Consider the following 12570-nt stretch of genomic DNA (forward strand, 5'->3'; position numbering starts at 1 on the left):
AAAAATAGTGAAATACTTTGAAAAAATGAGCATGCTTGGATCAAAAAAATAATCACGCTAGGTGATTATTTTTTAAGTTTTTCAAGTGCTGGAACGATTGCAACTGTAAGGATAGCGGAAATAATCATTTCTGAGATTGCATTAGCTGAAAAAATCAATGCAAGCATGGCTTTGATGTCTCCATTGTAAACAGATGAAAATAGAATGAAAATTCCTCCGAGAACGAAGATGGTGTTAGTCATTGAGCCCACAGCACCAGCTAAAACTAAACCTGGCTTAGTTTTCATCCATTTGTAGACAAAATACGGAGTGATTCCGATTAGAATACGTGGAACCATAGCGATGATCAATGAATTGATGTTGCCGTTTTCTACAAAAGGACTGAAGAGGTAGCTAGTTGGCAGCTGGACAACGGTGTTGGTCACCACACTGATTACTCCCATCAGGGCTCCAAGAACAGCTCCAATTCGCGGTCCATAGATAATACTAGCGATAATAACTGGAATATGAATAATGGTCGGTTTAATCGGTACCGGTAGTAGGTTGAAAATAACAGAGCTCAGCAGATGGAGCACTAACATAATAGCAAAAAAGATAGCAATTTGCGCGATACTAGATTGTTTTCTCATTTATAATTTCCTTTACTTTTTCTATAATAATATTGACATCAGCTAGAGCACCAGTTCCATGATCTCCGCAAGCTAGAACAGCTTCACGCGGTTCGATAATCTCCCAGCCGAATTTTTTTAATCTTTCCAAATTGTGCTGAGTTAGTGGATTTTCATACATCTTGGTATTCATAGCTGGTGCGATGGCTTTTTTGACATGAGATGGGAGAGCAAGGGCTGTAGCGGTTACCATATTATCCGCTAGACCATTAGCCAGTTTGGCGATGGTATTAGCTGTTGCGGGAGCGACTAAGAAAAGATTTGTTTCTTTGCCGATTTCAATATGGTTTACCTTGTCTGGCCTCGGCTCGTCCATTAGGTCAAGGGAAACAGGATTCTTTGATAAAACCTGTAAAGTCAGCGGAGTGATAAAGTGACTGGCAGCTTCCGTCATGAGAACAGACACACTGTAGCCTAGCTTACCCAGCTGGCTCGTAATATCTGCTGCCTTATAGGCCGAAATACTTCCCGTGACAGCGAGAGTAACATGGGTCATGAACTGTCTCCTTTCTGGATAAGGCTTAACAATTGTTTAGCAATTTCTTCCTTGGAGAAAGCTTCTGTAACAGTGTTTGCTCCTAAGAGATAGGCGTGGTGTTGCCCGTTAGAAATTTCAGTCAAATCGTTGGCTACAATTAATTCAGCTTGATTTTTTTCAAGACTGGCTCTAGCAGTAGCCAGTAACTCTTCTTTAGAAACAGCTACCAAGAGCTTAAAGCCAATCAATCGAATATTTGGATTCCATTCTTTGACCTTGCTGATGATTTTAGGATTTTTCTTGAGGAAAAGTACCTGATAGTCATCAGCAGAAGAAATCTTACTTTCAGCATTACTTTTTCCCAGAAATTCTGCCAAATCTGAACTGGCAAGAACCTCCTCAAATCCTACCATATACACTGGTTTATAGTCAGAAACAGCCATCGAATGAATGAGTACGTCATGAGCAGGCACTAGTCCTTCCATAACTGTCAGGAGCTGCTCCGTATCTTCAATGATCTTAATCGTTAGGTTTTGATGCGGATCCGGTTTAACAGCTTTTGCCGTTGTCAGCAGAGTCACCGAAGCACCCTCTGCCAAACAATGCTCAGCTATCATTTTCCCAAGTTGACCCGTCGAATGATTAGTGATAGAGCGGACTTGGTCGATTTTTTCACTCGTTCCGCCAGAGGTAATCAATATATTCATAGCTTTATTCTACAAGAAAAAACGAATTTAGTAAAATAAAATAAACTTAAAGTTTTATTTAGCTAAACTTATTTTTTTATGAAAAACTCTCTATCCTCCAAAGGAATATAGAGTAATTACCGAACGTTGTGTTGTTATTAGACTTTAAATGTGCAGTTTTAATTCTTATCTGGTATAATAGTTTTATCAAATTAGAGGAGTTCCTAATGAAAACAGATATCGAAATTGCTCAGAGTGTTGCCCTGCAGCCTATTGTGGATGTAGTAAAAAAGGTTGGTATTGATTACGATGACTTGGAGCTGTATGGAAAGTACAAGGCCAAGCTCAGTTTTGAAAAGATTCGTGAAGTAGCAGAAAATCCTGTCGGCAAGCTGATTTTGGTGACGGCAATCAATCCGACTCCAGCTGGAGAAGGTAAGTCGACCATTACCATTGGACTGGCTGACGCGCTCAATAAGATTGGCAAGAAAACGATGATTGCTATCCGCGAACCGTCTCTGGGTCCTGTTATGGGAATCAAAGGAGGAGCAGCTGGTGGCGGTCACGCGCAGGTCCTACCGATGGAAGACATTAACTTGCATTTTACTGGTGACATGCACGCCATTACGACTGCTAATAATGCTCTGTCTGCTCTCATCGATAATCATTTACATCAGGGAAATGAGCTGGGTATCGACCAACGTCGTATTATATGGAAACGGGTTGTGGACCTAAATGACCGCGCTCTTCGCCATGTGACGGTTGGCTTAGGAAGCCCGCTCAACGGTATTCCGCGCGAAGATGGTTTTGATATCACGGTTGCTTCTGAAATTATGGCGATTCTTTGCTTGGCAACAGATATTGAAGATTTGAAAAATCGCTTGGCAAATATTGTCATCGGCTATCGCTATGACCGTACACCAGTCTATGTTCGTGACCTTGAGGTAGAAGGAGCCTTGGCTTTAGTCTTGAAAGATGCAATTAAGCCAAATCTGGTACAGACTATTTACGGAACACCAGCCTTTGTCCACGGCGGACCATTTGCTAATATCGCCCACGGCTGTAACTCTGTTTTGGCGACTAGCACAGCGCTACGCTTGGCGGATTATACAGTGACTGAAGCTGGCTTCGGTGCGGACCTTGGTGCTGAGAAATTCTTGGATATTAAGACTCCAAACTTGCCAACTTCTCCAGATGCAGTCGTAATCGTTGCAACACTTCGTGCTCTTAAGATGAATGGTGGCGTTGCTAAGGATGTACTTACAGAAGAAAATGTTGAGGCAGTCAGAGCTGGTTTTGCCAATCTCAAACGTCACGTTGAAAATATCCGTAAGTTCGGTATTCCAGCGGTCGTAGCCATTAATGAATTTGTCTCTGATACGGAAGCTGAAATTGCAACTCTTAAGGAACTCTGTGCAGAAATCGGGGTACCGGTTGAGCTTGCCAGTGTCTGGGCTGATGGCGCTGAAGGCGGTGTGGCTCTAGCTGAAACTGTTGTCAAAACCATTGACGAAAGTTTAGCACACTACACTCGTCTCTATGACAATGACTCAACTATCGAAGAGAAAATCGAAAAAATTGTCACAGAAATCTATCGTGGTTCAAAAGTGAACTTTGAGAAAAAAGCGCAGACTCAGATTCGTGAAATTGTCAAGAACGGCTGGGACAAATTGCCAATCTGTATGGCCAAGACCCAATATAGCTTCTCAGACAATCCTGCTGCGCTGGGGGCACCAGAAAACTTTGAAATTACCATTCGTGAATTGGTACCAAAACTTGGGGCAGGCTTTATCGTGGCTTTGACAGGAGATGTCATGACCATGCCAGGCCTACCAAAACGCCCTGCGGCACTCAATATGGATGTGGCAGCAGACGGCACAGCGATTGGTCTGTTCTAATTGAATTTAAGATATAAGAAGAGGTTGGGCTAAATAGCGCTGGGCCTCTCTTTTTTTAGACTTAAATTCCAGATATTTTGATATAATAAAGCCATATTCCCATCACCTAGTTTTTGCTCATAGGAGGATGAACATTGAAAAAAAGAAGTCTCAAACAGGAATTAATTTATTTGGCCTCAGGGGAATCGATAAGTGTCGTGTTGTTTTGTATCGTGTATGTCCTGTATACGAAACCAGAGACCGATTTGCCACATCCAGTGCCGTCCTTTATTTCCCACTGTTAATTCTTAATCTGATATTACTCCAAGGTTCCATCTATTGGCTTAACTGTTTGAAACGAATCCAAAAGAAGAAGGCCTTGGAGACTCAACTGCTTGCACCTCTTTATAAAGGGCTAAAAGCGTTGGATTTTATGATGCTGCTTGCAAATATACCGATTTGGATCTGGTCTTTTAGAGTGAGTAGTAGCAGTAATATCATTATTGGTGTTTTACTTTGGTTGTTTGCCATCATTGAATTTGTAAATTATTTTTACTATCGCCTGTCTTACTATGCAATGGGTGGCTTAGGACTGCAAGTGATGAGGCCTCTCAAGTTATTATTGACGGGAAAAGCAGCCAAATCACAAATTGCAAAAGAAATTTCCTTATACGAAAAAAATATGGAGCATAAATAATGAAAAAGAAACATTTATTAATAACTCTTCTAAGCATTGCCCTTTTGACCTTGACTGGCTGTCAGTCCGTTGAAAAGTGGTTCAAAAATGCCAAAGAGGAATGGTTGGGGTTGGAGATGACGGTTCGCACCTACGATGAGAATTCCCAGCTCATTGACCAAATGTCGGGCAAGTCCCTATCCATCTCGCGTAACGAGGAGTTCGACTCAGTTGATGCGGAAGGTAATTCAAAGGAAGATTCATCTGTGCTCAAAATCACCTTGGGTAAGTATGAGATTGACCATGTGGGCTCTTCCTTGATCGCAGAAGAAAAGGGATTGAAAGACGTGTTTGCTCAATATCAAAAGACTGCAGATGTTGAGGAGAATAGCCATGCAATCCCTGTTTTAAATCGTATGATTTCTGCTTTTAAAAACGACTTTAACGGCAAGAAGAAGGTTATTCTGATTCGCTCTCAAAATGGCACTCCACTAGCAGCTTATGCTGGGGACCGTGTCTCTCTCGATAAATCTGATGCTCCCAAAACTTCTGAGTTGCTGATTGACAGCAAGCGCCTCGTGATTTACCGCTGCGACTACACTATTTATGACCGTGAATTGCTGGAGTAAGCTATGGATGTAGAGGAATTATTTGAAAATCTGAAAGCAGTAGCTAACCCTAATGATGCGGTAGCTATGAAAGCCTATATGAAAAACAAATTTGAGTTTCTAGGAGTCAAAACTCCAGCCAGGCGGAAACTCGCAAAGGCTTTTTTCAAACAACAGACTGACTTCGTCATTGACTGGAATTTTATAAATGAAGCTTGGAAGAATCCCTATCGAGAATTGCAGTATGCTGCGCTAGATTATCTGGAAAGTCGCAAGAAACTATTGACTCCATCTGACTTGCCACGTTTGAAAAAGCTGGCTCAAACAAAATCTTGGTGGGATACCATTGACTTTTTGGACCGCTTGGTTGGATCAATCATTGCTCGATTTCCAGAAACATTGGTTGCGGCGCTTGGCTATTGATCATCAGCTGTTGCGAAAAGAAAAAACAGACACAGAGCTCTTGGAGAAAATTTTAGTGAATAATCTAGGCCAAACAGAATTCTTTATTAACAAGGCCATCGGCTGGGCGCTGAGAGATTATTCTAAAACTAATCCAGACTGGGTCAGAGATTTTATCCAGCAACATCGGGCAGAAATGACTGCGCTTAGTATTCGAGAGGGAAGTAAGTATCTGTGATGGTTGACTAATCTTTATGGCTTGACATTTTCTACGCTATAGCTTATGATAGATAAGTGCGATGAGTCGATATGCAGATTTTCTGCAAATTGAAGCATGGGAGGTCATAAACGCAGGAGCGGACCTTGATCAGTTGTGTGAACCTGCTGATCACACGAAAGTGCCCTTATCCCCAGTCTACGGATTGGGGATTTTCTATTGCTCTTGATGAAGCAACTTCGCAGAAGGCAGTTGAGGCATAGAGCAATGGATGCAGTTTTGTTCGTGAGAACAAAATCTGTAAACCTTGAAACCTCTCTTAGAGAGGCAAGACTCTTAGTCGCATCCGAGTTTAGAGACATTGATGCTGAGACGGTTAGCGTTGTGGGGGCTACATATTTCGACAAAATAAGGCCGTAATTCTTTAGAAATATTTGCATTTTTCCTTAAAAATAGTATAATACTAGAATATACAAAATTTTTAGAAAATTCAGAGGTGGATTGTATGGGATATACAGTTGCTGTAGTTGGTGCCACTGGTGCTGTTGGCGCTCAAATGATTAAAATGCTGGAAGAATCAACACTTCCAATTGACAAGATTCGTTATTTGGCTTCTGCTCGTTCAGCTGGTAAGGTTCTTCAGTTCAAGGGACAAGATGTCACCATTGAAGAAACAACGGAAACTGCCTTTGAAGGTGTAGATATCGCTCTTTTCTCAGCTGGTGGCTCTACTTCAGCAAAATATGCTCCGTATGCAGTTAAAGCTGGTGCAGTCGTAGTGGACAACACCTCATATTTTCGCCAAAATCCTGATGTGCCTCTGGTTGTTCCAGAAGTCAACGCCCATGCACTAGATCAGCATAAAGGGATTATCGCTTGTCCCAATTGCTCAACTATTCAGATGATGTTGGCCTTGGAGCCAGTCCGTCAGCAATGGGGCTTGGAGCGTATCATTGTTTCTACATATCAGGCGGTTTCTGGTGCAGGTATGGGAGCCATTCTTGAAACGCAACGTGAGCTTCGTGAAGTGTTGAATGATGGTTTGAATCCACGTGATTTGCATGCGGAAATCTTGCCTTCAGGTGGTGATAAGAAACATTATCCTATCGCCTTTAACGCTCTTCCACAAATCGATGTCTTCACTGACAATGATTACACATACGAAGAGATGAAGATGACTAAGGAAACTAAGAAAATCATGGAAGATGACAGCATTGCAGTATCTGCAACATGTGTGCGTATTCCCGTCTTGTCAGCTCACTCTGAGTCTGTTTACATCGAAACAAAAGAAGTAGCACCAATTGAAGAAGTGAAAGCAGCTATTGCAGCCTTTCCAGGTGCAGTTCTTGAGGATGATGTAGCTCACCAAGTCTATCCGCAAGCCATCAATGCAGTTGGTTCACGCGATACTTTTGTAGGTCGTATTCGTAAAGACTTGGATGCAGAAAAAGGAATCCATATGTGGGTCGTTTCAGACAACCTTCTCAAAGGTGCTGCTTGGAATTCTGTCCAAATTGCTGAAACTCTTCATGAGCGTGGTTTGGTCCGTCCGACGGAAGAAGTTGTTTTTGAATTAAAATAAACTGTCTGAAAATACGTGACAGGTCGAGGATTGAATATCTGTCATTCAATCCTCTTTTCATACAAAGAGAGGTAAGTCTATGGCATACGCAGATTTGAAGAATTGTAAAATCATCACAGCTTTCATTACGCCTTTTCATGAAGATGGCTCCATCAATTTTGAGGCCATTCCAGATTTGATTGAGCACCTTTTGGCTCACCATACGGATGGGATTTTGCTAGCTGGAACGACTGCGGAGAGTCCAACCCTGACCCACGATGAAGAGTTGGAATTATTTGCGGCTGTACAAAAAGTTGTCAAGGGTCGCGTTCCTTTGATAGCTGGTGTTGGTACCAATGAAACGCGTGACTCCATCGAATTTGTCAAAGAAGTAGATGCATTTGGTGGTTTTGCAGCTGGTTTGGCCATTGTTCCCTATTACAATAAACCGTCTCAAGAAGGCATGTATCAGCACTTTAAAGCCATTGCGGATGCTTCAAACCTGCCTATCATTATCTACAATATCCCAGGACGGGTAGTAGTTGAGATGACGCCTGAGACCATGCTAAGGCTGGCAGAACACCCAAATATTATCGGCGTGAAAGAATGTACCAGTCTGGCGAATATGGCCTATCTGATTGAACATCGTCCAGAAGAGTTCCTGATTTATACGGGTGAGGATGGCGATGCCTTTCATGCTATGAATCTGGGTGCTGATGGGGTTATTTCCGTTGCTTCTCACACAAATGGTGATGAAATGTTTGAAATGCTGGACGCTATCGAGCACAATGACATCAAAAAAGCGGCTGCCATTCAGCGGAAGTTCATTCCAAAAGTCAATGCCCTGTTCTCTTACCCAAGCCCTGCTCCAGTCAAGGCCGTCCTCAATTATATGGGCTTTGCAGCAGGTCCAACCCGCTTACCGCTTGTGCCAGCTCCTGAGGAAGATGCTAAGCGTATTATCAAGGTTGTGGTTGATGGCGACTATGAAGCGACTAAAGAGACTGTTAAAGGGGTTCTAAGACCAGATTATTGATCGGTAATTTTGGTTTAGAGTTTATATAGATAAGTAAGGTGTGATTAAATAGTATGACAGAAAAGCATAGTCAACGAATCGAAGAGTACAAGGCAAAGCGCAGTCTGGAAAAACTTGAGGGGAAGAGAGTTTACGACAAGCCAATTATTCGAACTGGTGATAAGGCAAGTTTCTATGGCGCAGGTTTAATTTTGTTAGGGTTTGGTTTGGGGGCTCTTTATTTACTCCTTAACCTTATAACAGATTGGGATTTAAAACTTTTCTCTCTCATATGGGAAACACTTGCTGGATTAGGGATTGTTGTCAGTCTTTTCGGTGCTTTTAAAATTGGTCGGTTAGAGTTGCATACTGTGCCAATGATAGCCGACAAAGAGAAGAATTTTGACATTAAAAGGGCTTTTAATCTTTATAATGTCGTTCACAAACCGACGAAGAAAGTTTTACTTCAATACGATAGCGAGGATGATAGTTTAATTTCTCTAAACGCTGGGGGTGACTTATTAGTTGAGCTCCTAAAGAGAGTTGAGGAAGAGAAATTGCCTTTTAATAAGATTAACAAAACTCTGAAATTAGAAGAAGTGTCTGAAAATCATTGGAAAATGCATTATCGTTACAAGAAACAAGATATTGTATTAGAGCAAAATGAGAGTGGGACAGAAATCGGTAATCGTTAGAATTCGATTTCGTTGTCCCACCTCCGCACAGTTGAGTAGGGCTGTAAAAACTGATGAAATCAGCGTAGTAGAGCCCACTCAACCACTGCGTCTTGCTAGACAATACAAAGACAATTGAGAGGCTAGGACTTTTGTCCCTGCCTCTTATTAGTTAGTTCTATTAACTTGATAAAAGGACTAGCATTTATAGTTGTCTGAAAAATATTTCAATAGGATTGCATTTGAACGGTACATCAAACGTTAGATAAAATTATAAGGATTGTGACTCGGTTCATCTCTGCAGTCCTTTTTCTAGATGTTCCATTCTTTTTGAAAAAAACAAGAAAAAATTGTATAATGATAGGGTAAGTTCTAGCTTGAGAGGTGATAAAATGCGGGTTCGTAAGGCAAGCAAGGATGATTGGCATCAAATCCAAAAAATATGTAGAGAAACTTGGCTGACTACCTATAAAGATATTTATTCCTCTTCCTACATAGAACGAGTGTTTGACATGTTCTATAGCCAAGAACGTTTGCACAAGGACTTGACTGAACTTTCTACCGAATGGAACGGCTATTGGCTGGCAGAAAGGAATGGGCAGGTGCTTGGTTGTATTGGTGGTGGAATGAGCGAGGACGGCAGAGCCAATGTCTACGTTCTCTATGTCTTGCCTCAGGCTCAACGTTTGGGAATTGGTCATGAGTTACTGGAGACCTTGACAACTTATCAAAAATCACAATATCAGGCTAAAGAACAAGCCGTCACAGTAACCGAAGGAAATGCTATTGGTCTTCCTTTTTATGAAAAAGAGGGCTTTGTCTTTGACTCTGCTACTGAAAATTGGATTGATAGCAGCCAAGCCAGAGATTTACATTACATCAGAAATATATAAATAAAGGAGTATTTTATGAAAGTTATTAAACGTAGTGGGGAAGTCGTTGATTTTGACCCAGATAAAATCTATCAAGCGGTATTAAAAGCAGCTCAAACTGTTTACGTCTTGACAGACGACCTCCGTCAAAATCTAGCCTTGGTAACAAAAAAAGTCGTGTTAGATTTGGAAGAAGCCAAGGTTGAGCGTGCGACTATCAGTATGATTCAGTCTATGGTTGAAAATCGTCTCTTGGGAGCAGGTTATATCACCATTGCTGAGCATTATATTTCTTACCGCTTGCAGCGTGATTTGGAGCGCAGTGGTTACGGTGATCATATCGCTGTCCATTTGCATTTTGAGCAAATCCGATAAAAATGCTGAAAAGCCCACATGGGCTTTTTCTTTTTCAAAACTCAATATAAAAAGTCAGTTCAAGGTAGATCTTTCTTCAAAGTTTGTAACCGCATTCAAAGATTTTTTCCTAGTTTTTATAAGAAAAAGACCTTTCAAAGCCAGTCAAATCAATATGTATAACCTCAACTTATGGTCTTATTAATCTTTCTTAAGTAGACATCATAACATATTAGATATAAAATGAAAGCGTCAACAAATACTGAGCCGCAAAATGAAAGCGCTCTTATTACAAATAAAAACTATACAAAAGGAGTCAATAAAATGGCAACTAAAGAAGAAATTTTGCGTGAACTATACCCTGAGGATCTTTTCCACTATGCAGATGGCTTGACATTGGGAGAAGCTGAAGTATTACAAGAAACTCGTCGTTTGATTGAAAAACACCTTCGTCCTGTAATCAATGAATATTGGGAAGCACCTGATTTCCCATTCGAACAATTCTATACTGTTGCTAAAGGCGCTCAAATCATGAACAACCCTAAATTGTTCGAAGGTCGCGAAGGCAACTACAAACCATCAGAACTTTATATCGCATTCTTGTATTTGGAATTAGCTCGTTTTGATGCGTCTATAGCAACTTTCTTCACAGTTCATGGTGGACTTTGCTACAACACAATCTTGCTTGGTGGTGACGAGCGTCAACAAAAAGAATTCCTTCCTAAATTGGCTGCATTTGACTGGCAAGGATGTTTCGCTTTGACTGAGCCGTTGTCAGGTTCTGACATTGCTGGAGGTCTTGCTACAACAGCTGAGCGTGTTGGCGATAAATGGATCTTGAACGGAGAAAAACGTTGGATCGGTGGATCAGATACAGCTGATGTTGTTCCAGTATTTGCCCGCGACGTTGAAGATGGAAAAGTGAAATGCTTTATCGTTCGTAAGGGAGCTCCTGGATATCATGCAGAACCAATTCCACATAAGATTGCTCTTCGTTGTGTCCGCAATGGTCATATTACTATGAAGAACGTTGAAGTGCCAGATTCAGACCGTTTGGTAAACATCAATGGATTTGGCGATGTAGCTCGCATCTTGACATTCACTCGTGCGGACGTTGCTCACATTGCTATGGGAGTGACTTGTGGATCATATGTTGCAGCTCTTAAATATGCTAAAGATCGTGAACAGTTCAAACGTCCAATTGCCAAATTCCAAATTGTTCAAGAAAAATTGGCTCGTATGCAAGCAAATGCTGTAGCAGTTATTGCTTATTCAACTCGTATTGCTGAGATGCAAGAGAAAGGTAATGAATTGATGCTTAACTCTGCACTTGCTAAGATGCACAACTCATTGGTAATGCGCGAAACAGTTGCCCTTGCTCGTGAAACTTGCGGAGGTAATGGTATTACACTTGAGACAGACGTTGCTCGTTTCTTTGCAGATGCTGAATCAATCTATACATATGAAGGTTCTCATGAAGTGAATGCTTTGATCGTAGGTCGTGAAATTACTGGCGTTGGAGCATTTGTATAATAATGAATTTGGAACGATTGCTCAGCATTTGCTAGTAATCGTTCCGATTCTTTCTTTTTGAAGTTTATATTTTGATAGTAAATAGGAGAAAAAAATGAGTATTTCAAAAGTGATGATCATTGGATCAGGTCAAATGGGAAGCGGTATTGCACAAGTCTTTGCTCAATCAGGTTTCACAGTTTATCTCAATGATATCAAGGAAGAGTTTGTTCAAAGAGGACTAGATGGTATCGCTAAGCAATTGTCTCGTTCTGTTGAAAAAGGTCGTTTGTCAGCGGAAGATAAAGACAGCATTTTGGCAAATCTGATTCCTTCTACATCTTATGAAGATGCAAAACATGTTCAATTGGTTATTGAAGCGGCTACTGAAAATCGCGACATCAAATTGAGCATCTTTAAACAATTGGATGAGTTGACTGACCCTCAAACTATTTTAGCTTCAAACACTTCATCTCTATCTGTTACTGATATTGCAGCAGCGACAGTTCATCAAGAACGCGTTATTGGTATGCACTTCTTCAACCCAGCACCAGTTATGAAATTGGTCGAAGTTATTCGTGCGCTTCAAACTTCAGATGAAGTTGTGAAAGCTGTTCGTGAATTGACTGAAAAAATCGGTAAAACAGCTGTAGATGTGAAAGATTCTTATGGCTTTGTTGTGAACCGTATCTTGATTCCAATGATCAATGAAGCTATTTTCATCTTGGGTGAAGGTGTTGCTTCAGCAGAAGAAATTGACGAAGCAATGAAACTAGGTGCTAATCACCCAATTGGCCCATTGGCATTGGCTGACTTGATTGGTCTTGATGTCTGCTTGGCTATCATGGGAGTGTTAAACAATGGATTTGGAGATCCTAAGTATCGTCCTGCTCCACTTCTGAAGAAGATGGTTGAAGCTGGTAAGCTTGGTCGCAAGACTAAAGAAGGATTCTTTAAATACTAAGATAAT

Annotated in this window: 13 protein-coding genes and 1 pseudogene; 11 read left to right on the forward strand and 3 right to left on the reverse strand. The window is 41.1% G+C overall.

Annotated features, from left to right (window positions below; translation table 11 throughout):
- Positions 1–65: 65 nt before the first annotated feature.
- From FXF62_RS00915 to FXF62_RS00925, 3 genes are read right to left on the reverse strand one after another with little or no spacing between them, the layout of a single operon-like run.
- The gene (locus tag FXF62_RS00915) at positions 66–629 is read right to left on the reverse strand and encodes an ECF transporter S component (protein ID WP_149517296.1); all 564 of its coding nucleotides are present in this window, start codon (positions 627–629) and stop codon (positions 66–68) included.
- Positions 613–1164 carry a phosphopantothenoylcysteine decarboxylase gene (gene coaC / locus FXF62_RS00920; RefSeq protein WP_149517297.1) on the reverse strand — a complete coding sequence of 184 codons (552 nt, stop codon included), beginning with the start codon at positions 1162–1164 and terminating at the stop codon, positions 613–615. Before coaC ends, FXF62_RS00915 begins: the two co-directional genes overlap by 17 nt.
- Positions 1161–1853 (reverse strand): phosphopantothenate--cysteine ligase, encoded by a 693-nt coding sequence (locus FXF62_RS00925; RefSeq protein WP_149517298.1) that lies wholly within the window; start codon positions 1851–1853, stop codon positions 1161–1163. Before FXF62_RS00925 ends, coaC begins: the two co-directional genes overlap by 4 nt.
- Before the next feature lie 206 nt (positions 1854–2059).
- Between FXF62_RS00925 and FXF62_RS00930 the strand changes: the two genes are divergently transcribed.
- From FXF62_RS00930 to FXF62_RS00990, 11 genes and pseudogenes are all read left to right on the forward strand, one after another.
- Positions 2060–3730: a formate--tetrahydrofolate ligase gene (locus FXF62_RS00930; RefSeq protein ID WP_149517299.1), complete on the forward strand. Its 1671-nt coding sequence runs from the start codon at positions 2060–2062 to the stop codon at positions 3728–3730.
- A 127-nt stretch (positions 3731–3857) separates the two neighbouring features.
- A complete protein-coding gene (locus FXF62_RS00935) occupies positions 3858–4406 on the forward strand; it encodes a hypothetical protein (protein ID WP_149517300.1) in 549 nt (182 codons plus the stop codon).
- Positions 4406–5014: a DUF5052 family protein gene (locus FXF62_RS00940; RefSeq protein WP_187984206.1), complete on the forward strand. Its 609-nt coding sequence runs from the start codon at positions 4406–4408 to the stop codon at positions 5012–5014. Before FXF62_RS00935 ends, FXF62_RS00940 begins: the two co-directional genes overlap by 1 nt.
- 3 nt (positions 5015–5017) lie before the next feature.
- A pseudogene (locus FXF62_RS00945) lies at positions 5018–5633 on the forward strand (DNA alkylation repair protein).
- Between the two features lie 484 nt (positions 5634–6117).
- The gene (locus FXF62_RS00960) at positions 6118–7194 is read left to right on the forward strand and encodes an aspartate-semialdehyde dehydrogenase (protein ID WP_149517302.1); all 1077 of its coding nucleotides are present in this window, start codon (positions 6118–6120) and stop codon (positions 7192–7194) included.
- 79 nt (positions 7195–7273) lie between these two features.
- The gene (gene dapA, locus FXF62_RS00965) at positions 7274–8209 is read left to right on the forward strand and encodes a 4-hydroxy-tetrahydrodipicolinate synthase (RefSeq protein WP_005590358.1); all 936 of its coding nucleotides are present in this window, start codon (positions 7274–7276) and stop codon (positions 8207–8209) included.
- Positions 8210–8262: 53 nt separating this feature from the next.
- On the forward strand, positions 8263–8883 hold the full coding sequence (locus FXF62_RS00970; RefSeq protein WP_149517303.1) for a hypothetical protein: 621 nt from the start codon (positions 8263–8265) through the stop codon (positions 8881–8883).
- Positions 8884–9254: 371 nt separating this feature from the next.
- Complete coding sequence (locus FXF62_RS00975) at positions 9255–9755, forward strand: GNAT family N-acetyltransferase (protein WP_149517304.1); 501 nt, start codon at positions 9255–9257, stop codon at positions 9753–9755.
- Positions 9756–9770: 15 nt separating this feature from the next.
- A complete protein-coding gene (locus tag FXF62_RS00980; RefSeq protein ID WP_015604984.1) occupies positions 9771–10109 on the forward strand; it encodes an ATP cone domain-containing protein in 339 nt (112 codons plus the stop codon).
- Positions 10110–10412: 303 nt separating this feature from the next.
- Positions 10413–11621, forward strand: coding sequence for an acyl-CoA dehydrogenase FadE (fadE, locus tag FXF62_RS00985; RefSeq protein ID WP_149517305.1), 1209 nt, complete (start codon positions 10413–10415; stop codon positions 11619–11621).
- Between the two features lie 94 nt (positions 11622–11715).
- Positions 11716–12564, forward strand: a complete 849-nt coding sequence (locus tag FXF62_RS00990) for a 3-hydroxybutyryl-CoA dehydrogenase (RefSeq protein ID WP_015604982.1) — start codon at positions 11716–11718, stop codon at positions 12562–12564.
- Positions 12565–12570 lie beyond the last annotated feature (6 nt).

The sequence above is a fragment of the Streptococcus cristatus genome (assembly GCF_008369405.1).
Lineage (GTDB): Bacteria > Bacillota > Bacilli > Lactobacillales > Streptococcaceae > Streptococcus > Streptococcus cristatus_G.

Bases quoted from the DNA above. Each gene is read 5' to 3' on its own strand.
- FXF62_RS00915 (WP_149517296.1), bottom strand. From the start codon at position 629: ATGAGAAAACAATCTAGTATCGCGCAAATTGCTATCTTTTTTGCTATT.
- coaC (WP_149517297.1), bottom strand. From the start codon at position 1,164: ATGACCCATGTTACTCTCGCTGTCACGGGAAGTATTTCGGCCTATAAG.
- FXF62_RS00925 (WP_149517298.1), bottom strand. From the start codon at position 1,853: ATGAATATATTGATTACCTCTGGCGGAACGAGTGAAAAAATCGACCAA.
- FXF62_RS00930 (WP_149517299.1), top strand. From the start codon at position 2,060: ATGAAAACAGATATCGAAATTGCTCAGAGTGTTGCCCTGCAGCCTATT.
- FXF62_RS00935 (WP_149517300.1), top strand. From the start codon at position 3,858: ATGAACATTGAAAAAAAGAAGTCTCAAACAGGAATTAATTTATTTGGC.
- FXF62_RS00940 (WP_187984206.1), top strand. From the start codon at position 4,406: ATGAAAAAGAAACATTTATTAATAACTCTTCTAAGCATTGCCCTTTTG.
- FXF62_RS00960 (WP_149517302.1), top strand. From the start codon at position 6,118: ATGGGATATACAGTTGCTGTAGTTGGTGCCACTGGTGCTGTTGGCGCT.
- dapA (WP_005590358.1), top strand. From the start codon at position 7,274: ATGGCATACGCAGATTTGAAGAATTGTAAAATCATCACAGCTTTCATT.
- FXF62_RS00970 (WP_149517303.1), top strand. From the start codon at position 8,263: ATGACAGAAAAGCATAGTCAACGAATCGAAGAGTACAAGGCAAAGCGC.
- FXF62_RS00975 (WP_149517304.1), top strand. From the start codon at position 9,255: ATGCGGGTTCGTAAGGCAAGCAAGGATGATTGGCATCAAATCCAAAAA.
- FXF62_RS00980 (WP_015604984.1), top strand. From the start codon at position 9,771: ATGAAAGTTATTAAACGTAGTGGGGAAGTCGTTGATTTTGACCCAGAT.
- fadE (WP_149517305.1), top strand. From the start codon at position 10,413: ATGGCAACTAAAGAAGAAATTTTGCGTGAACTATACCCTGAGGATCTT.
- FXF62_RS00990 (WP_015604982.1), top strand. From the start codon at position 11,716: ATGAGTATTTCAAAAGTGATGATCATTGGATCAGGTCAAATGGGAAGC.